Source organism: Fibrisoma montanum (assembly GCF_003583365.1).
In the GTDB taxonomy this organism is placed as follows: domain Bacteria; phylum Bacteroidota; class Bacteroidia; order Cytophagales; family Spirosomataceae; genus Fibrisoma; species Fibrisoma montanum.
In genome coordinates this window covers 106,213-132,050 of sequence record NZ_QXED01000012.1, presented here as the reverse complement: position 1 = coordinate 132,050, position 25,838 = coordinate 106,213, and the positions used below count along the sequence as shown (strand labels likewise).

23 protein-coding genes are annotated in these 25,838 nt (G+C 52.3%); 10 read left to right on the top strand and 13 right to left on the bottom strand.

Features of this window, described 5'->3' with window-relative positions:
• Positions 1-63: 63 nt before the first annotated feature.
• Positions 64-1,203, bottom strand: coding sequence for a cystathionine gamma-synthase (locus DYU11_RS29205; protein WP_119671278.1), 1,140 nt, complete (start codon positions 1,201-1,203; stop codon positions 64-66).
• 85 nt (positions 1,204-1,288) lie between these two features.
• On the opposite strand from DYU11_RS29205, the gene DYU11_RS29200 reads away from it, so the two are divergent.
• On the top strand, positions 1,289-1,960 hold the full coding sequence (locus DYU11_RS29200) for a TVP38/TMEM64 family protein (protein WP_119671277.1): 672 nt from the start codon (positions 1,289-1,291) through the stop codon (positions 1,958-1,960).
• Here the strand turns inward: DYU11_RS29200 and DYU11_RS29195 are convergent.
• Positions 1,940-2,755, bottom strand: coding sequence for an alpha/beta hydrolase (locus tag DYU11_RS29195; RefSeq protein WP_119671276.1), 816 nt, complete (start codon positions 2,753-2,755; stop codon positions 1,940-1,942). The genes DYU11_RS29200 and DYU11_RS29195 overlap by 21 nt on opposite strands.
• Before the next feature lie 134 nt (positions 2,756-2,889).
• Between DYU11_RS29195 and DYU11_RS29190 the strand changes: the two genes are divergently transcribed.
• The 3 genes from DYU11_RS29190 to DYU11_RS29180 all read left to right on the top strand — a co-directional run bounded on the left by DYU11_RS29190 (position 2,890) and on the right by DYU11_RS29180 (position 5,819).
• A complete protein-coding gene (locus tag DYU11_RS29190; RefSeq protein WP_119671275.1) occupies positions 2,890-3,360 on the top strand; it encodes a MaoC family dehydratase in 471 nt (156 codons plus the stop codon).
• Between the two features lie 191 nt (positions 3,361-3,551).
• Positions 3,552-4,721, top strand: a complete 1,170-nt coding sequence (locus tag DYU11_RS29185) for an acyl-CoA dehydrogenase (RefSeq protein ID WP_119671274.1) — start codon at positions 3,552-3,554, stop codon at positions 4,719-4,721.
• A gap of 171 nt (positions 4,722-4,892) precedes the next feature.
• Positions 4,893-5,819 (top strand): AraC family transcriptional regulator, encoded by a 927-nt coding sequence (locus DYU11_RS29180; protein WP_119671273.1) that lies wholly within the window; start codon positions 4,893-4,895, stop codon positions 5,817-5,819.
• Positions 5,820-5,912: 93 nt separating this feature from the next.
• Here DYU11_RS29180 and DYU11_RS29175 read toward each other — a convergent pair whose 3' ends face one another.
• The 5 genes from DYU11_RS29175 to DYU11_RS29155 form a co-directional block, all read right to left on the bottom strand.
• The gene (locus DYU11_RS29175) at positions 5,913-6,347 is read right to left on the bottom strand and encodes an energy transducer TonB (protein WP_147368067.1); all 435 of its coding nucleotides are present in this window, start codon (positions 6,345-6,347) and stop codon (positions 5,913-5,915) included.
• Positions 6,348-6,350: 3 nt separating this feature from the next.
• Positions 6,351-7,172, bottom strand: coding sequence for a phosphoglycerol geranylgeranyltransferase (locus DYU11_RS29170; RefSeq protein ID WP_119671271.1), 822 nt, complete (start codon positions 7,170-7,172; stop codon positions 6,351-6,353).
• Complete coding sequence (locus DYU11_RS29165; RefSeq protein WP_119671270.1) at positions 7,078-7,626, bottom strand: hypothetical protein; 549 nt, start codon at positions 7,624-7,626, stop codon at positions 7,078-7,080. Before DYU11_RS29165 ends, DYU11_RS29170 begins: the two co-directional genes overlap by 95 nt.
• Before the next feature lie 51 nt (positions 7,627-7,677).
• On the bottom strand, positions 7,678-8,130 hold the full coding sequence (locus DYU11_RS29160) for a phage holin family protein (RefSeq protein ID WP_119671269.1): 453 nt from the start codon (positions 8,128-8,130) through the stop codon (positions 7,678-7,680).
• A gap of 419 nt (positions 8,131-8,549) precedes the next feature.
• Positions 8,550-8,936, bottom strand: coding sequence for a TraR/DksA family transcriptional regulator (locus DYU11_RS29155; protein WP_009285269.1), 387 nt, complete (start codon positions 8,934-8,936; stop codon positions 8,550-8,552).
• A gap of 338 nt (positions 8,937-9,274) precedes the next feature.
• On the opposite strand from DYU11_RS29155, the gene DYU11_RS29150 reads away from it, so the two are divergent.
• From DYU11_RS29150 to DYU11_RS29140, 3 genes are all read left to right on the top strand, one after another.
• Positions 9,275-10,549, top strand: a complete 1,275-nt coding sequence (locus tag DYU11_RS29150) for a Glu/Leu/Phe/Val family dehydrogenase (protein ID WP_192579096.1) — start codon at positions 9,275-9,277, stop codon at positions 10,547-10,549.
• Positions 10,550-10,658: 109 nt separating this feature from the next.
• On the top strand, positions 10,659-11,324 hold the full coding sequence (locus tag DYU11_RS29145; protein ID WP_119671268.1) for a phosphatidylserine decarboxylase family protein: 666 nt from the start codon (positions 10,659-10,661) through the stop codon (positions 11,322-11,324).
• Between the two features lie 136 nt (positions 11,325-11,460).
• Positions 11,461-13,128 (top strand): GMC family oxidoreductase, encoded by a 1,668-nt coding sequence (locus DYU11_RS29140; RefSeq protein ID WP_119671267.1) that lies wholly within the window; start codon positions 11,461-11,463, stop codon positions 13,126-13,128.
• Here DYU11_RS29140 and DYU11_RS29135 read toward each other — a convergent pair whose 3' ends face one another.
• The 3 genes from DYU11_RS29135 to DYU11_RS29125 all read right to left on the bottom strand — a co-directional run bounded on the left by DYU11_RS29135 (position 13,129) and on the right by DYU11_RS29125 (position 17,064).
• Positions 13,129-14,310 carry an alginate O-acetyltransferase AlgX-related protein gene (locus DYU11_RS29135; RefSeq protein ID WP_119671266.1) on the bottom strand — a complete coding sequence of 394 codons (1,182 nt, stop codon included), beginning with the start codon at positions 14,308-14,310 and terminating at the stop codon, positions 13,129-13,131.
• A gap of 12 nt (positions 14,311-14,322) precedes the next feature.
• Positions 14,323-15,765: an MBOAT family O-acyltransferase gene (locus tag DYU11_RS29130; protein ID WP_119671265.1), complete on the bottom strand. Its 1,443-nt coding sequence runs from the start codon at positions 15,763-15,765 to the stop codon at positions 14,323-14,325.
• Positions 15,766-15,939: 174 nt separating this feature from the next.
• Entirely contained in the window at positions 15,940-17,064 is a 1,125-nt protein-coding gene (locus DYU11_RS29125) for an alginate O-acetyltransferase AlgX-related protein (RefSeq protein WP_119671264.1), read from the bottom strand.
• A gap of 159 nt (positions 17,065-17,223) precedes the next feature.
• On the opposite strand from DYU11_RS29125, the gene DYU11_RS29120 reads away from it, so the two are divergent.
• Positions 17,224-18,411, top strand: coding sequence for an SGNH/GDSL hydrolase family protein (locus DYU11_RS29120; RefSeq protein ID WP_229366106.1), 1,188 nt, complete (start codon positions 17,224-17,226; stop codon positions 18,409-18,411).
• A gap of 52 nt (positions 18,412-18,463) precedes the next feature.
• On the opposite strand, the gene DYU11_RS29115 is transcribed toward DYU11_RS29120, so the two are convergent.
• Together DYU11_RS29115 and DYU11_RS29110 are read right to left on the bottom strand one after the other, a co-directional pair.
• Positions 18,464-19,099, bottom strand: a complete 636-nt coding sequence (locus tag DYU11_RS29115) for a hypothetical protein (protein WP_119671302.1) — start codon at positions 19,097-19,099, stop codon at positions 18,464-18,466.
• Between the two features lie 41 nt (positions 19,100-19,140).
• Entirely contained in the window at positions 19,141-19,770 is a 630-nt protein-coding gene (locus DYU11_RS29110) for an MgtC/SapB family protein (RefSeq protein WP_119671263.1), read from the bottom strand.
• 166 nt (positions 19,771-19,936) lie between these two features.
• Between DYU11_RS29110 and uvrA the strand changes: the two genes are divergently transcribed.
• Positions 19,937-22,882: an excinuclease ABC subunit UvrA gene (uvrA, locus tag DYU11_RS29105; RefSeq protein WP_119671262.1), complete on the top strand. Its 2,946-nt coding sequence runs from the start codon at positions 19,937-19,939 to the stop codon at positions 22,880-22,882.
• Positions 22,883-23,042: 160 nt separating this feature from the next.
• A complete protein-coding gene (locus tag DYU11_RS29100; RefSeq protein WP_119671261.1) occupies positions 23,043-23,627 on the top strand; it encodes a hypothetical protein in 585 nt (194 codons plus the stop codon).
• 8 nt (positions 23,628-23,635) lie between these two features.
• Here the strand turns inward: DYU11_RS29100 and DYU11_RS29095 are convergent, their stop codons facing one another.
• Complete coding sequence (locus DYU11_RS29095; RefSeq protein ID WP_119671301.1) at positions 23,636-25,786, bottom strand: FUSC family protein; 2,151 nt, start codon at positions 25,784-25,786, stop codon at positions 23,636-23,638.
• Positions 25,787-25,838: the final 52 nt, after the last annotated feature.

Sequence of the window (25,838 nt, the reverse complement as noted above, 5' to 3'; positions counted from 1 at the left end):
AGATTCATGTTGATAAAATCAGCCTGAATCCGGTCAGTCAGCGTCATCTGCGTTTTATACTCACTACCCAATTGCCTGCTTCAGGTCGTCGATCAGGTCGTCAACATCTTCAACCCCAACGCTGAGCCGGATCAGGGTATCCTTCAGGCCATTCTTTTCGCGCTCTTCTTTCGGAATACTGGCATGGGTCATGGATGCGGGATGCGTGCAAAGCGATTCGACACCGCCCAACGACTCACCCAACGAGAATACCTGGAAGCTTTCCATTACCCGAACTGCTTCTTCGAGCGAATCGCCGTGGAGCGTGAACGACACCATTCCCCCAAATCCACGCATCTGTTCTTTAGCCAACTCATGTTGCGGGTGATCTTCCAGACCGGGATAATTAACCTGACTGACCTTTGGATGCTGCTTTAGAAACTGAGCGATTCTTAACGCATTTTCGCAGTGCCGCTGCATCCGCAGATGGAGGGTTTTGATACCTCGCAGCACCAGAAAGCAATCCTGCGGGCCGGGAACCGCGCCACAGGCATTCTGAATAAAAGCCAGCCGCTGGGCCGTTTCCTCATCGTTCAGGACGATAGCGCCCATAACCGTATCGGAGTGGCCGCCAAGGTACTTCGTTACCGAGTGCACGACGATGTCAGCGCCCAGATCGAGTGGATTTTGCAGGTAGGGCGAGGCAAACGTATTATCCACAACCAGCCGGATGCTGCGTGCCTTTGTGATAGCAGCAACCGCCCTGATGTCTACCAGCCGCAGCAGCGGGTTAGTTGGCGTTTCGATCCAGACCATTTTTGTGGCCGGCGTAATGGCAGCTTCCAGATTGGCCAGGTTATCCAGCCCGACGAACCTGAATTTAAGACCGTACTCCTGAAAGACGCGCACCATGATCCGGTACGTCCCGCCGTACAGATCAGCGCTCGCAATGATCTCATCACCGGGTTTGTACAGCTTCAGAATGGCATCAGTAGCGCCCAGGCCCGACGAATAGCAAATACCGTATTTGCCGTTTTCGAGCGCAGCCAGGTTATTTTGCAGAACCGTTCGGGTTGGGTTTTGTGTTCGGGCATATTCGTAGCCCTTGTGCTTACCCGGCGACTCCTGAACGTAGGTTGAGGTCTGATAGATGGGCGTCATGATGGCCCCCGTGGTTGGGTCCGGCTCAACACCGGCATGGATGGCTTTTGTTGCAAATTTCATGTCCGAAAGTAATATATATCGCCCGAACCAGCAGGCTATGCTATCCTAATGAACCACAATCGGTACTGGTCAGTTTTCTACTGTAGTGAAACAAGCCTTAGCAAAAAGACTGACTGGCCCGGCAATCGCGGGCGTTCTGCTGTCGATAACACCGATTGTATTTACCTCGCTGCTGACGGTCTATGCCGTCCGCTACGAAACCGTTGTGGCTACGTTCAGTACGTGGCAATGGGTCGGCCTGACGGCGCTCTGCTGCGTCACCTCGGCCGCCCTGACGCCCCCCACCATGCTGGCGTTGATTTTCGGTTACTTTCTGGGCTGGCAGGCCGTAACGCCGTTATTTCTGATCAATTTGGGCGGAATTTTATTTATCAATCTGCTCGTGCGGTGGGTTGACCATGATCGGTTCAGGCATCTGCTGCAACAGAACCCCAAAGCCAGTCAGGTTCTTGAACGAATCAAGGAACGAGAATTCAGCGTAATTTTTTACGCCAAGCTCTCCCCAGTTCTTCCCTTTGGACTGACCAATCTGCTCTTTGCGCTGTCGGGTGCCCGCCTGTCGAATATCCTGCTGGGGGGTATGCTCGGTATGATGCCGCGAACTCTGCTGGCCATCTGGACCGGCCACCAGGCCCGCGAAATACGTACCCTGCTGGAAAATCCAAACCAGAACACCTGGGTTCAGGTAGTAATCATTGGGCTGATCGTGGTGTCAATCGTCGGGCTCTGGCAAGTTTTACAGCGGGCGTTCCGCTAAAATAGCCCCAACCTGATCGACCAGCCGATTGTGGCCTGCTTTCTGGACCGTTAGCTCATAGGACCGAAGCCTGACAAGCAAGGGCTGCGCATACGTACCAGGTACGATACGGTCGAAATAGCCCGTGAAAACGCGAACGCGTACCGAATGCTGATCAAGCGCCTGGCTGACTACGTTCAGATCGGGCCGGATCAGCCGAAATTTCGTCCACGACTGATAAACCTGCGTCCGCTGTTCGGCGGTACCCATGGCATTTTCCGCAAACCGCATGGCCGTACGGTGCAGCAGCCCAACCGCCGTCAGGCCGTGCCCGATTGAGCTGAGAAGAGTCATGTGTTGCAGAAAAAAACGAAAGAGCCACCGCCCGGGAGCCGAGCTGGTAGCCAGCCGATACCACGGACTACGGGTAATGCCATCGGGGGCGATCAGAATTAGCTGATCAAGGCGGTCGGCCAGCGTTTCGGCCAGTGCTAACGCAAATCGTCCGCCGAGGCTGAAACCCATCACCGAGAAGCGATCAATGGCCATGGTCCGTAGGAAAGCATCCACCAAACCTTGCCAGTAGCTTTTGGTTATTAAATGATCGTCGGCATAGCTACTTTCGCCGTGGTAAAACAGATCCAGTGCGTACACAGTGAAGCGTTCTCGAAGAGTCTGCCCTACCTGCGTATACACATCACTGCTCTGCCCAAAACCATGAAAGGCCAGCAAAGCCATGGGGCCGTGACCATAGCGCCGGAAGCTGATCAAACTGCCCCGAAATTCAAAAAACTCAACCTTGGCGACTGGGGTCATGCCGACAAAAATGCAAAACTTATGGAATTACTTAGAAGGAACAAGGTGTAAACAGGAAAATCGTAACGTGCATAAATCAGCTGCGTGCTCACTACGTCCTCTTTACTTCTATCACGTCTTACCCAATTAGTTTCATGCAAACCTTCGCTAATCTGGCAGAATTTTCGGCCCACGCGGGCCAGTCGCTTGGTGAATCGGACTATATGACGATCACCCAGGAAATGATTGATCTGTTCGCCCAGGCAACCGGCGACCACCAGTGGATTCATACCGACCCCGAACGGGCGACCCGGGAATCACCCTACAAAAGCCCCATTGCCCACGGCTTTCTGACCTTATCGCTGGCTCCGAAACTGCTTGGCGAAATCTATTCCGTCGATTCCGTAAAGCTGGCGATTAACTACGGTGCCAATAAAATCCGTTTTACCAATGCCGTGCCGGTCGGCAGCCGCCTGCGGGCAAAAGCCTGGCTGCATCATGCCGAACCGCAGAATAAAAACGAGGATGGCAATGGCGTAAGGGCCATCATCGAGTGTGCATTTGAAGTCGAAGGTAAGCACAAACCTGCCTGCGTAGCCGAGCTTATTACATTACTTTTTGAGTAAGCAACCGCTTCGTTGCCGTTGATTACGCGATTGCACGGAGGTTTACGAAGCGAATGGCTTCGTTTTGAATGAAATTTACTCGGGTACTCTATGGCATAACCCCTACGTAACCGTATGCATGCATACGGTTCAAAGCCTATTTTTTCTTATCTTTACACCATTCACAACAAACAAATAACCACGTATTTGCTATGTCAACAGCAACGCTGGAACTACAAGGTTTAAACTTTAATTTATCGGAAGAACACCTCGCTGTGCAGGAAGCGGCCCGCGATTTTGCGCAGAATGAATTACTGCCCGGTATTGTCGAGCGCGATAACGAAGCCCGGTTCCCTACCGAGCAGGTAAAACGTATGGGCGAGCTTGGCTTCCTGGGCATGATGGTTTCGCCTGACTACGGTGGCGGTGGCATGGACACCGTTTCGTACGTACTGGCCATGGAAGAAATCTCGAAGGTCGATGCTTCCTGCTCGGTCATCATGTCGGTCAACAACTCCCTGGTGTGCTGGGGTCTTGAAGCCTATGGCAGCGAAGCGCAAAAGCAAAAATACCTGACGAAGCTGGCATCCGGCGAAATGATCGGCGCTTTTTGCCTGTCGGAACCCGAAGCCGGATCGGATGCTACGTCGCAGCAGACCACGGCCGAAGATAAAGGAGACTATTATTTACTGAACGGTACTAAAAACTGGATCACGAATGGCAATTCGTCCGGCGTAGCGCTCGTCATCGCTCAGACCGATCGGGAAAAGAAACACCGGGGTATCAATTGCCTGATCGTTGAGAAAGGTTTGACCGGTTTTACGGTCGGCAAGAAAGAAGATAAGATGGGCATTCGGGCGTCGGACACGCACTCGCTGCTGTTCACGGACGTACAGGTTCCCAAAGAAAACCGTATTGGCGAAGATGGCTTCGGCTTTAAATTTGCCATGTCGACCCTGAACGGCGGGCGTATAGGCATTGCAGCCCAGGCCCTAGGTATAGCAGCCGGGGCTTACGAACTGTCGTTGAAATATGCGCAGGAACGGAAGGCGTTTGGCAAACAAATCTTTGACCATCAAGCAATTCAGTTCAAGCTGGCTGAAATGGCAACCAGGATAGAAGCGGCCCGCCTGCTGGTATACAAAGCCGCCCGTCTGAAAGATGAGCACAAAGATTATGTTCAGGCGGCTGCTATGGCTAAGCTGTATGCTTCTGACGTAGCGATGTGGGCTACTACCGAAGCGGTTCAGATTCACGGCGGCTACGGTTACGTCAAAGAATTTCACGTGGAGCGCCTGATGCGGGATGCCAAAATCACGCAGATCTACGAAGGTACTTCTGAAATCCAAAAATTAGTGATAGCCCGGGAGCTTATCCGCTAGCTTGTTTCCTGTTAAAAGTAAATTTTTAGAAACATGAGTGCGTGTTCATTGCGAATACGCACTCTTTTTTTTATTTTTTGGAAACTTTTATACTTGTATTAGTTTTGTACAAATTATTAGTTTTGTGCAAATTCCATTAACAAGCGACCACGCGGAACATCCCTTTCAGCCATGGAAGATTATAATAAAATTATCGAATCGCTGGGTGTTAAGTTCATCAAGGCCCGTAACATCCGGATTCTGCAGCCAATCACTATCAAGAATTACTACGACGTAGAGAATACGTTGTTAATTCTGTACAGTGGCGAGGTGTCGATTGGGGAAGAAAAAACAATGGTCGACGTGGGCGATATGCTCTTTATTCCGGGCGGCAAGCACGTGACCGTTACATATGGCGACTCGTCGAACACGAAGGTTGTCTCGAACGAAGAGTTTATGACCCACCGGGAGTTGTATTTTGAAGGCAACCACGACCCCCGGCTCATTGGTCATCAGCCGAACTCATTCGGTTTCGTGTCGTTCGAAGCTAAAGTGTTTGACTCGGTCAACTTTTTCAATTCGCTGGACGTACCGCCGTTCATCATCAAGGGGGAAGATCACCTGTCCAATACAATTAACCAGATCCTGGCCGAAGAAATGACCGATCTGGCCGGCAAAGGGCGTATTATCAAAATCAAGACCGAAGAGATTGTCATTGAAGTCATTCGATACATTCTGAAGAATCGCCTGTTTGTTGAGCAGCTTGTAACCAACAGCACGTATTTCAAAGACCCTCGTCTGATCGACATCTTTGCTTACATCAAAGAAAATCTGGGTGGCGATCTGTCGAACAAGGTGCTGGCTAACGTGGCCAACGTATCCGAAGATTACGTGGGTCAGTACTTCAAAATGCTGACCGGTATAAATCCGCAGGATTATATCGAATACCAGCGTATGGAAGCCGCCGTTGGTTTGCTCCGGACCAGCAAAAAGAGCATCCGGGCAATTGGAGCCGAGGTTGGCTACAAGGATACGGCTTACTTCTGCCGCCGGTTTAAGATGATGTTTGGCATTCCGGCCGGCAAAATGCGCCGTCGCGAATCGCTGATGAACGTATAGGAAGACAAGAGAAAAGCAGGAGGGAGGAACGGAGAAGAGGAAACCGCAAGGCAATATCCTTTCTTCATTCCTCCCTCATGCTTTTCTCCTTCTTTAATTAACATACACCTGCACCGGCAGGATGTAAAGACTCGCTACCCGTTCGCCGTTCACTTCTGCCGGGCGCCAGCGCGGCATCTTCTCGATCGCGTTCAGAATAGACGCCAGGTAATTCTGCAGACTTTGCTGAGCTTCAGCGGCCGCCGGTTTAGACGAAATTTCGACGTTTCTGACAACTCCATTCTTAGCCACAACAAACCTGACAATAATCTTTCCGGGGTCATAGTTCGTTTTTGACAGCACACTGGGGTATTTAACATTCTTCATCAAATACATACTCAAAGCCCGTTTCCCCCCCGGAAACTCAGGTTGCCGCTCTACTTCGGTATAAATGGTTTCGCCGTTTCGCTGGATGGAGGCCTGGCCATTCGACGGCTGCCATAACAGGACTGCCGCCACCAGCAGCAATCCGGAAAGAACTGGTTTCATACGTTACGATTGCACTAAAGACTGATTGAATCCCTGCACTACCGCCGACAATTCAGGAAGCAGATCCGGATTTTGCTCAATACCATTTCCAACAACGATAAGATCAGCGCCGGCCTGAAAAGCAGCATACGCTTTTTCGGCCGAATTAATGCCGCCCCCTACCACAATCGGCAGATCTACCACTTCCCTGACGGCAGAAATCATCGCGGGCGACACGGACCGGCGGGCTCCACTACCAGCATCCAGATAAATTAACTGTAGCCCGAGCAGTTCACCGGCCATGGCCGTACAGGCCGCCACGCTGGGTTTATCGTGGGGCAGTGGCAACGTACCACTAATGTACGAAACGGTTGTCTGTGCGCCACCATCAACGAGCATATAACCGGTGGGCAAAATCTCCAGATTACTTTGTTTGAGCAACGGAGCCGCAATAACGTGCTGGCCGATCAGAAACTCCGGATTGCGGCCCGAAATAAGCGAAAGGAGCAGGATACCATCAGCCGAAGGCTCAATGTGCAGCGGATTGCCCGGGAAAAGAATGATTGGCGTTGCCGAGTGCTGACGAATTGTATTAATCAGTTCTTTGTGGGTGTAGCTGGTAATCAAACTCCCCCCCACAAAAAAGAAATCAACCGGATACGTATGCGTACGTTCCAACAGGGTTAAAAACGCGTCTTGCTCGACCTTATCCGGATCGAGCAAGACGGCAAACGCTTTCTGGCCTGATAATTTATAGTTGCGTAGAGTAGTTAGCAGGTCCTGTTGGGGCCATTTCGTGATACTGCTCTTCCCGATGCTTTGGTTCTGCGGTTGGATTGATCGCATTATTATTTCGGATACGGGCCAAAAGACCAGACAACTGTTCGCGGGCGATGTTAGTCAGTACGGACGTAACCAGACCGCCAATCAAACCGCTGATAGCCGATGATTTCTGTGTCTCTTTTGCTTGCTGTTCGATTACTTTACGATTAGTCGGTGCCGATTTAGCATCAGCACTCACATCATCGTGGTCATAGTCATAATCGTAGTCGTCGTCGTCTCGCTCACCGTATTTTTCAGCATAACGATACTCGTCCGACTTTGGTAAAATAGCATTTGCTATCAAATATACGGCTAATCCAACACCTGCCACAAGCGCAGTCGTTTTACCGATTTCTGTTGCATCACCTTTAATAGCATCCACACTAGTGTTAATTGATGACTTAAAACGCTCCGTAGCAGCCATTAATTGAGCCCGGCGGGCAGTTGTGTCAGCGAAAGGTACCTTAGGGTCTTCCATGCTTTTATGAAATTAAAGTTAGTGTAAACGAATTGATGAGACCACCGCGTGTTAACGAACCGGCTGGTTGGAAGAGGTTGTCGGGTTGTACCGATCGTCATTATTGATCGTCGTACGGGCCTGTTCCATCAGATCCTGTACCGCCTGCGATTTGTCCTCTTCTTTTTTCTCCTGATTTTTCTTTAAAATGCCGTACGCCATCGACCGGATTTTCCCTTTAAAAAAGTCTTTGGCTAGGGCCCAGATAACCGTCAGGACCAGGAAAAACAGAGCGACGATCAGAAAGCCTATGTATCGGCTGTCTGTCACTTCGTTCAGATAAGCAGCCAGAAGGCTGAAAAGAAAAATGGTCGTCATTGTTCCAAGCAAAGCCAGAACAATGCCATGCACCCCGACTACAACCCCCTCCTCCACTTTACCCCGGGTTTCGAGCGTAAATAACTCAATCCGGGCCTCCAGATAGCGGAATATATTTTCCCGTATTTCTTCAAGACGTTCTAACATGACCGTACGTATTTGATTTTACCCTGCCGTATCTACAAATAATTGTCCATTTTGTTCTGAAAAAGTACTTAGCAGCGTATAAGTGGTCGTTTTTTGCACCAGGCCGCTTTTTCGGTCGTAATAAAGGTTTTCAGAAGGCGTATAATTGACTATTTAGTCGGCGGTACGTTTATAAAGCGTTTTAGATTATAAAAGGTTAGCGATTTTTAGTAACAGGTCTGTGGAAAAAAATCCCTATTTTACAAAGTAGGCTCTCGGGTATATGTAATGCCAGATAACTGAGTTTTTCAATGACTATTCAGTTGCCAAACTAAAAAAGGAGATCCGGCAATGCCGAACCTCCTTTTCTATAGTGCCAGTGCTATCAGCCGTAGCGGTAATAAAGCTACAGCAAGTTTCGGGCACGTATTTGATATACTCTAATTTGCCTGCCGCAGTTTAGCTTCGATGGTCTGTTGCGTATGTGGCACAGCCCGAAGTCTTTCTTTTGGAATCAGCTTACCGGTATCTTTACAAATGCCGTACGTACCGTTTTTGATGCGGACCATGGCCGCTTCCAATTGCTGAATGAACTTTTGCAGACGGGCCGCCAACTGACTGAGGTTTTCACGTTCGCTGGTATCTGCTCCGTCTTCGAGAAGCTTTGAGTTACCCGACGTATTGTCCGTACCACTATCATTACGCTTGCTCAGCGTTTCTTTGATGTAGTTCAGCTCGCTCCGGGTAGCATCGAGCTTCTGGCTAATTAACTCTTCAAACTCCTTTAGCTCTTCCTCCGAATAGCGTTTCTTTTCTTCCTGAACCATAGCGAGTAGTCGAAAGTAGTGTAATAGTGAACGACCAAGTATAGTACAAAATTAAAGGAATCTTGGCGGTTTTCAATTGATTGAACCCCTGCCGTCAAAAATTTTCGTTTTTTATCAAAATGCTACTGCCCTATTTTTCAAACTATTATTTGGCTATGTTAATTCATTATGAACAACAATTTGGGGTAATTGAATTACCGGTTAACGAATATACGGTCGATTAATTTTTAGATTAATTGGAGAAAAAATATACCTTTCACATTATCGTTTAGCTTTTGTTATGTTTGTAACACACTTCATCAATAAACTCGTTTTAAGAGGGAAGTAATACTATGGCCATGGCTTATATTGAACCGGCTCCTATAAAAGATAAGGAAAATCCACTTGAGTCGATGATGTCGCGCTTTGACGCGGCAGCCCGGATGCTGGGCATCTCCGATGAAATGTATGATATTCTCAAAGTACCAGCCCGTCAGGTTATTGTGGGGTTGCCCGTTACGATGGATAACGGTGCCATTCGGGTATTTGAAGGGTATCGCGTCATACACTCGAACATTCTTGGCCCCGCCAAAGGCGGCATTCGGCTTGATCCGGGCGTAAACCTCGACGAGGTACGGGCTCTGGCGGCCTGGATGACCTGGAAATGCGCCGTTGTTGATATTCCGTACGGTGGTGCCAAAGGCGGTATCGCCTGCAATCCGCGGGAGATGTCGGCTGGCGAAATCGAACGGCTGATTCGGCAATACACGGTAGCGATGCTCGACGTTATTGGTCCCGACCGCGACATTCCGGCCCCGGACATGGGTACGGGCCCCCGCGAAATGGCCTGGATCGTCGATGAATATTCGAAATCGAAGGGCATGACGATCAACAACGTCGTGACGGGGAAACCGCTGGTGCTGGGTGGATCACTCGGCCGAACGGAGGCTACCGGTCGGGGGGTTACCGTTGCTGCCCTATCAGCTATGGACAAGCTCCGTATGAATCCCTACCGGGCAACGGCGGCTATCCAGGGCTTTGGAAACGTTGGGTCTTTTGCGGCCGAACTCCTCCACGAACGGGGCGTTACCGTGGTGGCTATCAGCGATATTTCGGGCGGCTATTACAACCCGAAAGGTATCGACATCACGGCAGCCATGAGCTATCGTAACGCCAACAATGGCACGCTGGACGGCTTCAGCGGAGCCGAAAAGATTACGAACGAAGAACTGCTTTCGCTGGCGGTCGATGTGCTGGTGCCTGCGGCTAAGGAAGACGTTATCACCGACGAAAACGCCGGGTCGATTCAGGCCAAGATGATCGTTGAAGGCGCCAACGGCCCTACGTCAGCCAGCGCCGACGAAATCATTAACAGCAAAGGAATTCTGGTCGTACCGGATATTCTGGCCAATGCGGGTGGAGTCACCGTTTCGTATTTCGAGTGGGTGCAGAACCGCATTGGATACAAGTGGACTCTTGACCGGATCAACCGCCGGGCCGACCGGGTTATGAAAGATGCCTTCGACCGAGTGTTCGAAACGTCGCAGCGCTTTCAGGTTCCGATGCGGCTGGCCGCTTACATCGTTGCCATCGACAAGGTCGCCAGTACGTATAAGTACCGTGGCGGTTATTAAGATCGGCAGTAGGTTTTCGGTTTACGGCAAGAGGTTGCTTATCTTTGTCCGGTAGTTGACCGATATCGAAGGTTGCCTGCCATAAACCGAAAACCGAACACGCACATTCATGCGCTTACACCGCGAAGGGTATACGATTATGCTCACGACAGGGCTGGTTCTACTGGCCCTGAATCTTCTGGCTTATTTTTATCTGTTTTCCAGCCAACCAACTGCCATTGTCGTACTCCTGGTGGCGAGTTTGATTCTGTTTGGGCTGGTCGTTCAGTTTTTCCGGGTACCGAATCGTCAGTTGACCGTAGCCGAAAGCCAGGTCATTGCCCCCGCCGACGGTACCATCGTAGTCATTGAAGAGACTGAGGAAAGCGAGTATTTTAAGGAACGACGTCGCCAGATTTCCATCTTCATGTCCCCCCTGAACGTACACGTCAATCGGAATCCTGTGACTGGTATTATTCGATATTTTAAATACTATCCGGGTAAATACCTGGTAGCCTGGCATCCCAAGTCCAGTACAGAAAACGAACGTACCACGATCGTTATCCAACTCGCCAACGGGGTCGAGGTGCTGTTACGTCAGATTGCGGGTGCTGTTGCCCGGCGAATTGTCTGGTACGTTAAAGAGAACCAGCCCGTTGAACAAGGCACTGAGTTGGGTTTCATCAAATTTGGGTCACGCGTCGATGTATTCCTGCCTCTCGACGCCGAAGTAAAAGTAAAAATCGGTGATCGTACAAAGGGGGGGGTAACGGTACTGGCCGAACTGCCTTCATAATCACATAAAAAGCGGTTGGGTCAGCGAATGGTGTCAGGGTTAGAATCTGACGCCACTCGCTGGCCCAACCGCTTTTTTAATCAAATTTTTTCAGGGAAAATTGTAATTTCATAGTCGGTACGTTCCTCCTGCAGCTATGAAATTCGACTACATTATCATTGGAGCCGGTTCGGCGGGCTGTGTGCTGGCAAACCGACTTTCCGCAGATCCGGCCATTTCGGTGCTGGTTCTTGAAGCCGGCGGGCCGGACAAACAACTGGAGATTCATATTCCGGCTGGTTACGCCAAACTCCACGGTTCTGCAGTCGACTGGGGGTACTGGACAGAACCCCAGCCCGACGTTGATGGTCGGAGAATGTACCAACCCCGGGGTAAAACGTTGGGCGGCTGTAGTTCGACCAATGCCATGGCCTACGTCCGGGGCAACCGACTCGACTACGACGACTGGGCATCCTTTGGCAACACGGGCTGGGGGTATGACGATGTTTTGCCATACTTCATCCGCTCGGAACATAACGAGCAAATCACCCAGCTTGATTCGTTGTACCATGGTCAGCATGGCCCGCTGAACGTAACGTTTGCCCAGCAGTACCGTACGGTTCTGGCCACGGCGTTTGTTGATGCCTGCGAACAATCGGGTATTCGGCGCAACCCCGACTACAACGGTGCGCAGCAGGAAGGAGCCGGATATTTTCAGTTTACGATTAAAAACGCCCGGCGACACAGTGCAGCCACGGCCTTTCTGAAACCGGCATTAAAGCGTCCAAATTTAACCGTTATTACGCACGCCCATACCCACCGGGTTGTTATCCGAAATGGCCGGGCAACGGGGGTTGACTTTTTGACTGGTAAAAACACGACCGAAACGGCTGAAGCCCGGCGGGAAGTGATTGTATCGGCCGGCGCATTTAACTCACCGCAGATTCTGATGCTTTCGGGGATTGGACCGGCCGATACGTTGCGACGATACGGCATTGACGTCATTCAGGATTTGCCGGGCGTAGGTCAGAATCTACAGGATCATCTGTTTACCGGTGTCAGCAGTCTATGCACGCAACCCGTTTCAAGCAATTCGGTGCTGAAACCGCTCAACCAGTTTAAGGCGTTGATGCAGTATCTGCTTTCCAGAAAAGGACCTATGACCATTGGGCCGCTGGAAGCGAACGCGTTTCTTACCCTTGATTCGGCTGCCGATCGGCCAAACATGCAGTTCCAGTTTGCGCCGGTACACCTCGGCGATGATTACTCCGGCGATATGTACGACATGGCTACGTATCCGACCACCGATGGGTACACAATTCTGCCGACGCTGTTGAAGCCGAAGAGCGTGGGTAACGTAAGCATCCGGTCAGCCAACCCGCTCGATGCTCCTCTTATTGATCCACGCTACCTGTCGCATGAGGATGACCAGCGAGTACTGGTTGAAGGCGTAAAAAAAGCGGTAGAGGTGATGCAGGCAGCCCCTTTTGGTCCCTATTGCCGCCGACTACAAACGCCATCTGACCGAAGTTCGGACGAAGCCATACTGGTTCACATCCGCAAGCAGCTGGAAGCCGTCTATCATCCGGTAGGGACCTGCAAAATGGGTCCGGATGGTCCTTCTGATCCTATGGCGGTGGTTGACCCGGCTTTGCGCGTCCGGGGCGTTGAAGGCCTTCGTGTGGCCGATGCCTCCATTATGCCCACGATCGTATCGGGCAATACCAACGCTCCGGTAATTATGATCGGCGAAAAAGCGGCTGATCTCATTCTCGGACTTCGGCCGGCTTCGTCACCAGCGACGTCGGTGATGCGGGCTGATTGATCAGAACAAAGCCAGCTTGTCGAGATCCCGTTCCACAATTTCGAGAACGACAACGTCCGGTTTTTCGGCCTGGACGAGTTTGGGATTAAACGTAGTCTGGTAGATGTGGTACGTGTGGCTGAAATAGCCGGGCAAAAACTTGATCAGGTTGTGGCTGAATGAGTCACCGAACAGCAACAGCCGTGGCGCCTGCCTGTTGGGTCCGGCATACTTAGCGGCTGGCAGATAATGTCCCGGCATGTCGAATTCGGCTAATTGGTGAGCTTTTCGCTCAGGCGCTATCCCAACCGTATATTTAAACGTATCGTGCAGGCGGCTTTGTAAAGCAAGCATCAAGGCCAGATCACCGTATCCCCCCGGCTGACGGCGGATTTGGTACATTGCAGATGAAGGCGGTGGTATCGACTGTACGTCATGTCGGATACGATCCACCAGGCTCACGCAGCCAATCAGTGCGCCGGGCTCATTCCAGTGTGTATCGGTTTGATAATAAACCTGATATCGGTGTTTAGCCCGCATCAAGGTGTCGCGCAGATCGATCAGCGGAAGCGTTCCGTGTTGCTGAATACGGGCTGTCAGCCGGTCGAGCGACGACGGCTGGCGTACGTCTGTCCGATACGCATCGGGCAGGAATTCGGGGTAGATGGTGTGCGAATCCGGCGCAATCAGTACGTAAAAGCGGATGCCCACCCGCTTCAATTCCTGGTGCCGCGCCAGCAGTTTCTGTTCGATCTGTTGCAGCGCTTCGTCCGGCAGTTGTACAAACCCGCGGTGCTGATCAATCACGCGGTTATAGCTATTTCCTACAAACAACCAGCCTTGTTTACCAATCACTACTTTCTCGGGCAGGGGCGATGTATGCAGCATGTCATACTTCCAGGTGCTGTACTCGTAGAACAACGCATTCCGAAAGCCGAAACTTTCTTTGCAGTACTGATCCAGTTCATGAACAAAGGTGAGAACATGCGGATAGTGAAACGTAGGAAATGGCGTAAGCCGACGATTCTCCGTACTTTGAAATGTATCCGTTAAGCCAAGCCAGCGCTCGGCGGTCGGCAGGGCCAGCAGCATACCAAATCCAACCGCCAGCAGCCAGGGACGTATTGACTTTCTACTCCTTTTCTGCTCAGCCCTCAACGAGCCCGGTGCCTGTTTTTCATACTGAATCGGTGCAGAAGCCATGTGACATAGCGGTTAAAAGCGGAAGTAAATGAATGGGTTGTAGGTATCAGCGGCCAGATACATAACGGCCATGATAAACAGCCCGAACAGGCTCATAACATAAATCAGATCCAGGGTATAGCGAGCAGCCGACACCACCAGCCGTGCCTGCAGCCGCTGCCAGCCTTGCTGGAAACGGTGATACACGGGTGTAGCCAGCACTACACCCAGCACCAGTGTAGCAATTACTTCGGCGTTCAGAAAATAAGACAACGGGTAAGCCATAACCGACGGGGCCGCCGTCAGGCCAAACATCGTTTGCAGGTACGTTATGGCCGAGGTCAGATCGGCCGCCCGGAAGAACACCCACCCGATCATCACAACCAGGAGCGTGTAAGCGTGGGCAACAGGAGGCCAGACTCGCTCCAGCCGCTTGCCCAGGCCGGCGCGTTCGATAAGCAGAAACGCACCGTGGTAAAGGCCCCAGATGATAAAGTTCCAGCTGGCCCCGTGCCACAGACCGGTCACGAAAAACACAATCAACAGGTTGCGGTACGTCCGGAGCTTACTGGCCCGGTTGCCCCCTAACGGAATGTACAGATAATCGCGAAACCAGCTCGACAGCGAGATGTGCCAGCGACGCCAGAAATCCTGAATGGATCGGGCAATGTAGGGGTAGTTAAAGTTTTCTTTAAAATCGAACCCAACCATCTTGCCGAGCCCGATGGCCATATCAGAATACCCCGAAAAGTCGAAGTAGATCTGGAGGGTATACGCAGCGATACCCAGCCAGGCCGTTGCGGCCGGATAGCTGTTAACCGGCGCGTTGAAAATGGTGTCGGCAACACTGGCGAACGTATTGGCGAGCAGAATTTTTTTGGCCAGACCAATAATGAACCGCTCGGCCCCGACGCCAAACTTTTCGATGGTTACGTGGCGTTCGGCCAGTTCGGGAGCAATATCAGCGTAGCGAACGATGGGACCAGCAATCTGGTGGGGAAACATGGCAACGTAGGTACCAAAGTCCAGAAAACTTTTATTAGCCCGGATACGGCCCCAGTACACGTCGAGGGTATACGAGATGCCCTGGAAGGTGTAGAAGCTGATCCCGATGGGCAAAGCTATCTGCGCCAACTGCATACTATCCGCCCCCGACAGGCCCAGCACCTGGATCGTCCCCCGCACCGTATCGGCCAGGAAGTTGGTGTATTTATAATAAAACAGCAGCGACAAACTGCCCACCAAAGACAACCAGAGCCCCGCCTTCCGGCGACCGCGCTCAATCAGCCAGCCCGCTGCAAAATTGATAAAAGCCGACAGTAACAAAATCAGCACAACCGGCCCTTCACCCCAGGCGTAGAAAAGCAGGCTCGCGCCGAACAAAAACGCATTTCGCCAGCGGTGCGGCAATGGGTAGTAAAGCAGCAAAAAGAGCGGCAGGAAAAAAAAGAGGAATGTCGCTGAACTGAACAGCATGGTTTATAGCAAAAAGGCTTACAACTGATTTTTTGTAAAGTACGTTTATTCTACTTCTATACAAAAATGGGGCAGTAGTTTCATAATTCGTGTCTTATTACAACTTCTCATTATTTTAATCATAAATTAATACCGACGGTCAATCAAGTACGTCTCTGATGCTGGGTTATCCGGTCAAAAACGGGCCAGCCAGTCGAGGTTTCGCTCCACGATTTCGATCACGACTACGTCTGGTTTCTCGGCCTCGATCAAAGCCGGATCGAGCCGACTGGTGCGGACGAAGTACGATTCGCCAAAGTAGCCGGGCATGAACTGGGTCATGCTGTGGCTGAAGGAATCGCCGATCAGCAGCAGCCGGGGTCGCTGGGGTTCCGGCCCCACGAACCGCAGTGACGGGAATCCGGAACGGGCCGGACCTGTCACGGTATCGGGTACGGTAGACGTTTGCCGGGCGGTTAGAAATGGAGCGGGCTTAATGTCGTAGAAAACGCGGTCTTTTACCTCTTTTTCCAGCGTCAGCATCTGCACCAGATCGCCCCCGCCCCCACTCATTGACGTAATGCGGAAGTCAGCTTTACGCACTGGGGGGATCGTTGGTATATCCTGCCGAATCCGCTCGATCAAAGCCGCACAACCTACCAGGGTGCCGTAGTCATTCCAGTGGGTGTCGGTCCGGTAATATACTTCGTACTGCTGCCGACTGTTTTTCAACGTATCGCGCACATCCACCAGCGGCAGCGATGAGTGCTGCGTTACGTATTGCCTGAACACATCCAGCCGCGAGGGGCGGTCTGATAGCCGCAGGTGGTCCGGCAGATATTCCGGGTAGATGGTGTGCGAATCGGGAGCAATGAAAATATACAGCTTTATACCCTGCCGGGCCAATTGCTGCTGGTGTTCTACGAGCCGCCGGGTGATGATCCGGGCCGAATCGACGGAGAGCGGCATCAGCCCCTGGTGCTGCTGCACTACGTTGTTGTAGCTATTACCCAGGTAAAACCAGCCATTGCGGCCGACTACAACCTTTTCGGGCAGGGGCGACGTACCTAACCCATAATATTTCCAGCGACTATAAATAAAAAACAGGAAATTTCGCCATCCGAAGTTTTCTTTGAAATACCGATCGAACTGACTGACGTACGTACCGACGTGCGGAAAGCGAAACGTTGGTTTTTCACTCAACCGGCGGTTTTCATTTCCGGCGAAGCGGTCCGACAGATGAAACACGTTGTCCAGTGTCGGTAGTATCAGCATCAGGGCAAAACCAATCGCTAATGAGTAAAAGCGAACTCTTTTCATACAGTAGTGCTGATCATACAGTGTTAGCCCGGGCAACGTAACTGTCCCGCGCCGGCTGCTATACTGATCTTATTAACAGCGTTCGCAGCCATAGCCGTATGGGTAGACTCCAGCAAAATTAAGCATCCTCGCCAACAACTTTCGACTTGTTCCGATTATATGCTCGTAAACCTACTGTTCTATAACGCGCTACCGATGAACACCGTGCTATGCAGCCAGCTTATGGATGGCTTTATACCACTGCCTGTTGATGTAAAAAATTGGCACACTTTTGGCGATGTGCTCGGCTGGACCTTAGTTGCTTTCGCTTTGGATAAGCTTTTGTATCGTCATACGGCCGGCCGAATAGGTGTTCGCTATTTTTTTACCTCTCTGCTTGTGCTGTGTTTCTGGCAATCTGGTTGCGCTCAACTCGAAACCATCGGGCGCGTACAGGACACAAAACAGCCGGTTAAGTCTGCGTGCGAACCCAATTGCCTTTCCATTGCCATTCAGCGGCTTCAACCACCCAAACTCCCTCCGCAGGGCCTTCCCAAACCCAGTTTCGAGCCGCAGGGGGGCAAGATTGCCTACGGTACCAGCGTTCGCTTGTCGGCGTCATCAATGCCGATAGGGGCGGTGCTGGAATACTCGTATGATAATGGCAAGACCTGGACGGAAGGGAACCAGATGGCGGCTATCACCAAAACACCCGTTCTGGCCCGCACCCGAATCAATGACCTGGTATCACAGACGACACAGGCTACGTTTTCGCCTTACTTCCAGCGTATGTTCGTAGTCGGCAACAGCATTATGAACCACGCCCCGGCGCCCAACCTGGGCTGGTTTAATTTCAACGGTATGGCGGCTTCTGCCCGCGACAAAGACTTTGTTCACCTGCTCGATAAGCAATTGACCACCATCTTCCCGCAGGCCACATTCAGACTGCAATCGGGCGGTGGGTTCGAGCGTAATTTTGTTTCGTACAACCTCGACGAATTTAATGCGCAGTTGCAGGAGTTTAAGCCCGACCTGATCGTTGTCCGGATTGGTGAGAACGTCAACGAAGGCGACGTTAGTGGGACCAACTTCGAGCAGGCGTTTGAGCGGCTGCTTAACCGGCTGGTGCAGTTCTCCGGCCCGGCAAAAGTCGTTTGCACAACCAGCGTCTGGAATCGGCCGCGCACCAACCAGTCCATTCGCAACGTAGTGGCCCGGAAAGGCTACGCTCTGGCCGAAGTCAGCGTGATCGAGGGGAAAGGCCAGTATTTTGCCGCTCAGTACGCTGACCCCGGCGTAGCGGCTCACCCCAACGACGCGGGCATGCAGGTCATTGCCGACTTAATCTGGGAACAGATTCAGAAATAAACGCGAAACGCCAGCCGATCGGCTGGCGTTTCGCGTTTTAGGCGTGTTTTGCTTAGAAAAACGACAAACGTAGCACAAACGGGCTGCCGTAGATAGCCTGCGACAAGGCCTGATTCTGGTTATAGTTCAGATTGTACAGTGCCGTCAGGTTTATGCCAAACCGCCGTGAAATCGGCTGCGAATAGGTCAGACCAAGCAACGGAGCCGTCAGACCGTAGCTGGCTTTGCGGCCAGTCTGGTTCTCCGTCACCTGAATTGACGTGGTTTCTACCTCGCCATGCGCGTACAGGTTAGGCAGGATAGCGGGAATGATTTCGAACATGGCGAAGCCCCGGCCACCGTACTGATTGTAGGTTTCGAGCGGAACCGTAGTCCCCGTCGTCGTATAGCCTTTGTAGCGCGTGTAATTATACGTGCCACCAACGCCGACCAGCAACCGCTCGGTTGCCTGATAAGCCACCACCGGCGATACACCCAGGCTAAACGGATTACCGAACCGGAAGCCGTTGATTCCACCCCCAAACCGTATCCGCTGGCTAAACGGCAACGGGCGCCCTTCCGGGGTTTGCGTCCGGAGCGGGTCCTTACCCTGGTCCCGACGTTCTTCAGGGTCGGCGGTTAGCTGCCCAAATGCAACGCTGCTACTCAGCAATGCGGTGAGTAACATTAGTTTTCCGATATGATTCATGGTTGATTGTACAAAATTGAAGATCATTTACAGTAACGAAATTAGAAGGTGAATTCTTTTACATCCGGGTCGTTCAGCAGTCGTTTGATACACTTTTCATGGTTCTTTTCGGAGCCTTCTACGTGCCAGTGACCGATGATTTCGGTACCAATTCGTTGCTGCTGGCGTCGGGTTGGCGACAGGCCGCACTCCTCGAAAAATTTTTCGTACTGAATCAGTGTCTTATTGCGGAACTGCGTCACGATTTTATACTCGCGGCTTTGGTTTACCTTACCGATCCGGTGCGACAAGCCGGTGAGCAGCAGCAATGCCCCCATAATGACCACGAAGCCCATCAGCGCAATGTCATACTGACCGCCCCCCAGGCACATACCAAGTGCCGATACGGCCCAGACCGTGGCGGCCGTCGTTAGTCCTTTGACCCGGTTTGCTTCCCGATAAATTATGCCGGCCCCCAAAAAGCCGATTCCATTAACGATGTTGGCCGCAATCCGGTCGCCACTGCCGCCAATACGTCCCGACGCCAGTGTGAACAGCGTCGACCCGACACAGATCATGATCGTTGTCCGGAATCCGGCCGCTTTGCCGGTGTATTCCCGTTCGGCACCAATTAGTCCGCCCATCAGCAGCGCGGCCACTAGCCGGATGATATCTTCTTCGGCGAAATCCATAATTCATCAGTTTCGACGTTTCCCCTGATTATGCAGACTGCGCAACCGGTTCGCTACGTTTCCGGTCTGTTAAATCTGTGTAATCACTGGTAATCCTTATTCCGTATAGAAACCAACTTTCAATCAAAACCGTTAGAACTTAGATAGAGTTTGCTAACGAACCGGAATGATTCAGACCACGGAAACCGAGAACCTACGTTCCGTTGATTACCTTGACCCCAAGCAATTTATTATTATCAAGGGGGCGAAAGTACATAATCTTAAAAATATTGACGTTGCCATTCCCCGCAACCAGCTGGTGGTGCTGACCGGCCTGTCGGGGTCGGGCAAGTCGTCGCTGGCTTTCGATACACTGTTTGCCGAAGGGCAGCGGATGTACGTTGAAAGCCTGAGCAGTTACGCCCGGCAGTTTCTGGGCCGGATGGAAAAACCCGAGGTGGAGTACATCAAGGGCGTTTCGCCGGCCATTGCCATCGAACAGAAAGTAACGACCCGCAACCCCCGGTCAACCGTTGGAACCTCCACCGAAATTTATGACTACCTCAAGCTGCTGTTTGCACGGGCGGGGGTTACGTATTCACCCATATCGGGCGGAGAAGTGAAAAAAGACACCGTTACCGACGTTGTTAATTTCATTTTCCAGCATACGCCCGAGCCGGACGGTTCGTCGCAGCGGGTCATGATCATGGCCCCGCTGATTATCCATCCCGGCCGGACCCTCGACTACGAACTGAAAATTCTGCTGCAGAAGGGCTATACCCGGATCGTTGCCGATGACGGTCCGACGGGTCGGCAGGTGGTTCAGATTGAGGAGTTGCTGGAACACCCCGTCGAACAGATCAACGCGCTGGCTTCCGGCGCTACCCTTGAAATCCTGATTGACCGCGGCACCGTCCTGTTCGACGACGCCGGCCAGCCCGACGAGGACACGCAGTACCGCTTTTCGGATTCGGTGCAGACCGCCTTCAACGAAGGCGACAACATCTGCCGGGTCGATGTGGTCGGGCGGTCCAGTGCTCCAGCCGACTCACGGACGTTCTCCGACAAGTTTGAACTGGACGGCATTGCCTTCGAAGAGCCAAGTGTCAACCTGTTTACGTTCAACAACCCCTACGGTGCGTGCCGCCGGTGCGATGGTTTTGGCAAAGTGCTGGGCATCGATCCTGACCTGGTCATTCCTGACAAGAACCTGTCGGTGTTTGAGGGGGCTATTATGCCGTGGCGGAGTGAGAAGATGAGTGAAGAGTTTTTGCGCCCACTGCTTAAAAACGGCATTCGCTTCGACTTTCCCATTCACCGGCCTTACAAAGACCTGACGCCTGCCGAGCAGGAGCTGCTCTGGACGGGTAATCAATACTTCAACGGCCTCAACGCCTTTTTTGATTTTGTTGAGAGCCAGACGTTCAAGGTGCAGTACCGGGTGATGCTGTCGCGTTACCGGGGCAAAACGACCTGCCCGGAATGCCGGGGGTCACGGCTTCGTAAGGATGCCAGCTACGTGAAAGTAGCCGGAAAGTCCATCACGGATCTGGTGCTGATGCCGATTACACAGGTGGCCGAATTTTTCCGATCATTGGAACTGCCCGCTCACCAGAAGCAGGTTGCCAACCGTATTCTGGTCGAGATCCGGAACCGACTTGATTACATGGAGCGCGTGGGACTGGGTTACCTGACCCTGAATCGCCTGACCAACTCGCTGTCGGGGGGCGAATACCAACGTATCAAGCTGGCGACTTCGCTTGGCTCGGCGCTGGTTGGTTCAATGTATATTCTCGACGAACCGAGCATTGGCCTGCACCCCCGCGACACGCAGCGGCTGGTCAGCGTTCTGGAGTCGCTCCGCGACATGGGCAATACCGTGATCGTGGTTGAACACGAAGAGGAAGTGATGCGGGCGGCCAACCAGCTTATCGACATTGGCCCCGATGCAGGCATACATGGGGGTCAGCTCGTGTTTCAGGGCACCTGGGATGACATTGCGCAGGGGTTGGAGCACGGAGCAAAGGATAATGGCACAGGCAACGGTGCCCTTCGCTCCCACACCATCGACTTCCTGACCGGGGCCGAAACGATTCCGGTGCCGAAGTTCCGGCGGACGGCAACCAATTACCTGGAGCTGAAAGGCGCGCGGGAGAACAACCTCAAAAATGTTGACGTGCGCATCCCGCTCAATACGCTCACGGTCGTGACGGGCGTTTCGGGCTCGGGCAAGAGTACGCTGATCCGGAAGGTACTGTTCCCGGCCCTCTGCCGCCTGAAAGGCGACGCGGCCGAAGAAGCAGGTAAGTACGACTCGCTGGAAGGCAGCATTGATCGGATTGCGGCCGTGGAGATGATTGATCAGAACCCGATTGGCAAATCGAGCCGGTCGAACCCCGTCACATACATCAAAGCCTACGATTACCTCCGTCAGGTGATGGCCGATCAGCAGATAGCGAAAGCGCGTGGCTACAAACCGTCGCACTTTTCGTTCAACGTCGACGGGGGCCGCTGCGAAGTGTGTCAGGGCGAGGGCGAAGTAAAGATCGAGATGCAGTTTATGGCCGACATTTACCTCAGGTGCGAGGGGTGTAACGGCAAACGCTTCAAGCAGGAGGTGCTGGAAGTGACGCTGCACGATAAGAACGTATCCGATATTCTGGATATGACTGTCGATGAAGCGATCGAGTTCTTCCGCAAAGCTGACTCTAAAATGGCCGACAAGCTGATGCCCTTGCAGGAAGTGGGGCTGGGCTACATCGGGCTGGGCCAATCGGCGAACACGCTGTCGGGTGGGGAAGCCCAGCGGGTGAAGCTGGCGTCGTTTCTGAGCAAAGGCAATCCCAACAAGGGCCAAACGCTGTTCATTTTCGACGAGCCGACTACGGGTCTGCATTTCCACGACATCCGTAAGCTGCTGAAAGCCATCAACGCCCTGGTTGATCAGGGTGACTCGGTGCTCATTATTGAGCACAATATGGAAGTTATCAAATCTGCCGACCACATCATCGATCTTGGTCCGGAAGGTGGCGAATCGGGCGGCTACGTAACCTTTACCGGCACGCCCGAGCAAATGGCAGCGCTGCCCGAAGGCACGAACTATACAGCTGATTTTTTGCGGGGAAAAGTGTAAGTTCTTTTCTGACAAACCCCTGTTCACCCCAGTAGACCATCTGCTCTCTACTGGGGTCTTTTTTTGAGGCCAGCATGCCCGGGTCATATCCGAAAACTCAAAAGTGCCCATCAGGCGTGCAGCCGTTTAGTATATTGGCCGCCAAACTCTTACCTGCCTCATGCGACACCGTTTATCTGCCTTCTTCTACCGGATTGCCTCCTGGCAGACCCTGCTGTTCTCTCTTGTCCTGTATGCGTTATTCCCGGGTTATATCCTGAAAAATGTAGAAGCCCAGCTCAATCAGTATGCCGGAAAAGCGATCGGCCCACTCGACCTGCTGCTTTTTAACGGCAATCCGTCTGTTGTTGAGCAGATGATCGCTCAGTATGGAGAGGCAGGGCGCGCATACTACGCACAAGCCGAGCTGACAGCCGACATAGTTTATCCGATTGTATATACCTGTCTGTTTTGTATCATTCTCTCGCTGCTGTTTCGCCAGAAGTCCGTATCGCCTTCCAGTTCAATTAATGTGCTTCCCCTGGTTGTCTGGGCTATCGATATGCTGGAAAACACCTGCATTGTATGGCTGCTGAAGAGCTTTCCTGAGCTACCATCACCAATCGTGACCGCCTGTCTGGTATTTACCAACCTGAAATGGATTGCGTTTTTTGCGGTCATCGCCACCGTTCTCTACGGGTTAATACGATTGGCGATCCGCAAGTTCACCAGGTCGCGCCGACAGCAGGCAGTCAAACCGGTTTAGACGTTCTATTACACCAGAATGGTGTCCGTTAGTCGGCCAATATCATAACTGACGCGTTGTATAAACTCAAGCTGACTCCTGAGCAGGGGATCGTTCGCCGGTTTGGAGGGTACGTCTTCGGCACTTACTTCTGGTGCCGAGTGGCCAGATGGTACCGCTTCGACGGCTGTTCCAAGTTTGCGCAGGCTTTCTTCCAACGCCAGTACGGCCCGCCGAACCAGCCGCAGCAGGTCTTCGGGGTGGCCTTTCAGCGATGATTGCTCCGCCAGCAGGTTTGAGGCAATCGTGGCGACATTGGCGGACAGAATATGGTTCAGGACCACAAACTCGTTCACCTCGTTCTGGTGCCACTGTTTACTACGCGGCTCGGAAGTCATCCGCTGGAAAGCCGCCGACAGGTTCGCCGAACTGACGTACACGTCTTTCCGCGCCAGTTTATACTCTATTTCAGTGATGCTACGTCCCGATAAGCCGTCGGACAGGATTCGCAGGTAATTCAGGTTCGCTTTCAGAACGTCGCGCAAAAACTCTTTCAATTGCTGCGACTCCCAGCGCGGGAACAGAAAATAGCTGGCCGCGAAAGCAATCACCGATCCGATCAGCGTATCCAGTACGCGTTCCTCAACGATTCGGAGGCCGCCCATGCCGAGTAAAGTAAACAGAATCAGCACATAAGGCGTCATCAGCACAACCATCACGACGTAGTTGGTCCGCTGGAAACTGAATGTACCGATCATCAGCACCAGCATGATCAAAAACAAGACGGTCTGGTTCGAGATCGATAACAGCACCGCTACCCCAATGGCCCCGCCCGCTAACGTTCCCAGCAGGCGTTCGTAGTTGCGCTGTTTGGACAGGCTATAGCCGGGTTTAAGAATCACCGTAATCGTCAGCAGAATCCAGTAGCTGTGCGTACCGTAGTTGAACAGTTTGGCAACGATAAATCCCACCAGACACGCCAGGCCCATCCGCACCGAATGCCGAAAAATAGACGAGGAAAGAGTGAGGTTATCCCGAATCGTAGTTACACTTACGGTCTGATGGGTTATGAACCGATCGAACTGAAGGTTGTACTCGTCCTGTTGTGCGTTGACTGGGCTGTTGGTGTAGCGCAGGATACTGTTCAGCCGCTGGTCTACGCTGCGGAGGCTGACCATAATCTTTTTCAGCACCAGCGTATGGCTGTCTGTAGCCGCAGCCTCAATGTCGTCAACCTTTCGCTTCAACCGCTCTAAATCCCGGCTGAGATCGAGCCGTGACTGCCGCGGCCGATTTGCCTGAATGGCCAGCCCGACGTAATCAATCTCAATCGCAATCCGGTGAATGATCCGGGCGATATCGTCCAGAATCCCGGTTGCGCCAAAGCGGTCGCGTAAATCGGCGTAATCGTAATAGAAAGCAACGATCTGCTCGTACAGATCCATTACGTCCACAAATGTCAGCACCAGACGTCGGCCCATGGGGGTTGATTCCTGCACAATCTGTCGGCTTTTGAAAAGCAGCTCCCGAACGGCATCCTGCTTTTCACTAACCACTACCTGCTGCGCAAACAGTTTCTTATAATCCTCGTCCAGACTGGTCTGAATGGAATAAAAATCAGCTTTTATAGACAAAAACTTGGCGATCTCATGGATACATTCACCAAGTGCCTGCTGCGAAGCCCGGTAGGGAAGCACGCGAAAAAACGACAGGCTGATCAGCATATACCAAAGCCCACCGACCACGACTAACGCGCCGAAGCGCCACACAGCCATAGCCTCCAGGGGGCGGTCCATAACCAGAATCATGATCAGCAAAGCCGCCGTACCGACGGCCGTTGCCCGGGTACCATAAACCCCGAGCATTGATAAAAGAAAGCTCATCAACAAGATCTCGGCTCCCAGCACCCAGGTATTCATCCGGGCAAAACCCGTTATGATGGCTACCAGTCCGATAATCAGGCAACAAACCAGCATCGCGTTCCGCTTGTGGGTAACGGGGCCCGGCGAATCCGCAATGCTCACCCCCAATGCCCCCAGTGAAATGGTCAGGCCGGTGTTGAACTGCCCTACTTGCGCCATCACCATAGATGGTATCAGAATCGCCAGGGTAATGCGCAGCCCGTCGGAAAAATGCTGTCCGAATAAAAAATAGCGTACTTCCCGTAGCTGTTCTTTCATGCCGATAATATACTCAGAAGCGTAACCAATAAGCATCCTGAGTTGGTAAAAC

What these genes read in the sequence shown, in the direction of transcription:
- DYU11_RS29125 (WP_119671264.1), bottom strand. Translation starts at nt 17,064, where the DNA reads ATGAAAAGAGTTCGCTTTTACTCATTAGCGATTGGTTTTGCCCTGATG.
- DYU11_RS29175 (WP_147368067.1), bottom strand. Translation starts at nt 6,347, where the DNA reads ATGAAACCAGTTCTTTCCGGATTGCTGCTGGTGGCGGCAGTCCTGTTA.
- DYU11_RS29150 (WP_192579096.1), top strand. Translation starts at nt 9,275, where the DNA reads ATGGCTTATATTGAACCGGCTCCTATAAAAGATAAGGAAAATCCACTT.
- DYU11_RS29195 (WP_119671276.1), bottom strand. Translation starts at nt 2,755, where the DNA reads ATGACCCCAGTCGCCAAGGTTGAGTTTTTTGAATTTCGGGGCAGTTTG.
- DYU11_RS29160 (WP_119671269.1), bottom strand. Translation starts at nt 8,130, where the DNA reads ATGTTAGAACGTCTTGAAGAAATACGGGAAAATATATTCCGCTATCTG.
- DYU11_RS29135 (WP_119671266.1), bottom strand. Translation starts at nt 14,310, where the DNA reads ATGGCTTCTGCACCGATTCAGTATGAAAAACAGGCACCGGGCTCGTTG.
- DYU11_RS29130 (WP_119671265.1), bottom strand. Translation starts at nt 15,765, where the DNA reads ATGCTGTTCAGTTCAGCGACATTCCTCTTTTTTTTCCTGCCGCTCTTT.
- DYU11_RS29100 (WP_119671261.1), top strand. Translation starts at nt 23,043, where the DNA reads ATGCGACACCGTTTATCTGCCTTCTTCTACCGGATTGCCTCCTGGCAG.
- DYU11_RS29205 (WP_119671278.1), bottom strand. Translation starts at nt 1,203, where the DNA reads ATGAAATTTGCAACAAAAGCCATCCATGCCGGTGTTGAGCCGGACCCA.
- DYU11_RS29145 (WP_119671268.1), top strand. Translation starts at nt 10,659, where the DNA reads ATGCGCTTACACCGCGAAGGGTATACGATTATGCTCACGACAGGGCTG.
- DYU11_RS29165 (WP_119671270.1), bottom strand. Translation starts at nt 7,626, where the DNA reads ATGGAAGACCCTAAGGTACCTTTCGCTGACACAACTGCCCGCCGGGCT.
- DYU11_RS29120 (WP_229366106.1), top strand. Translation starts at nt 17,224, where the DNA reads ATGCTCGTAAACCTACTGTTCTATAACGCGCTACCGATGAACACCGTG.
- uvrA (WP_119671262.1), top strand. Translation starts at nt 19,937, where the DNA reads ATGATTCAGACCACGGAAACCGAGAACCTACGTTCCGTTGATTACCTT.
- DYU11_RS29185 (WP_119671274.1), top strand. Translation starts at nt 3,552, where the DNA reads ATGTCAACAGCAACGCTGGAACTACAAGGTTTAAACTTTAATTTATCG.
- DYU11_RS29115 (WP_119671302.1), bottom strand. Translation starts at nt 19,099, where the DNA reads ATGAATCATATCGGAAAACTAATGTTACTCACCGCATTGCTGAGTAGC.
- DYU11_RS29180 (WP_119671273.1), top strand. Translation starts at nt 4,893, where the DNA reads ATGGAAGATTATAATAAAATTATCGAATCGCTGGGTGTTAAGTTCATC.
- DYU11_RS29155 (WP_009285269.1), bottom strand. Translation starts at nt 8,936, where the DNA reads ATGGTTCAGGAAGAAAAGAAACGCTATTCGGAGGAAGAGCTAAAGGAG.
- DYU11_RS29095 (WP_119671301.1), bottom strand. Translation starts at nt 25,786, where the DNA reads ATGAAAGAACAGCTACGGGAAGTACGCTATTTTTTATTCGGACAGCAT.
- DYU11_RS29190 (WP_119671275.1), top strand. Translation starts at nt 2,890, where the DNA reads ATGCAAACCTTCGCTAATCTGGCAGAATTTTCGGCCCACGCGGGCCAG.
- DYU11_RS29140 (WP_119671267.1), top strand. Translation starts at nt 11,461, where the DNA reads ATGAAATTCGACTACATTATCATTGGAGCCGGTTCGGCGGGCTGTGTG.
- DYU11_RS29170 (WP_119671271.1), bottom strand. Translation starts at nt 7,172, where the DNA reads ATGCGATCAATCCAACCGCAGAACCAAAGCATCGGGAAGAGCAGTATC.
- DYU11_RS29110 (WP_119671263.1), bottom strand. Translation starts at nt 19,770, where the DNA reads ATGGATTTCGCCGAAGAAGATATCATCCGGCTAGTGGCCGCGCTGCTG.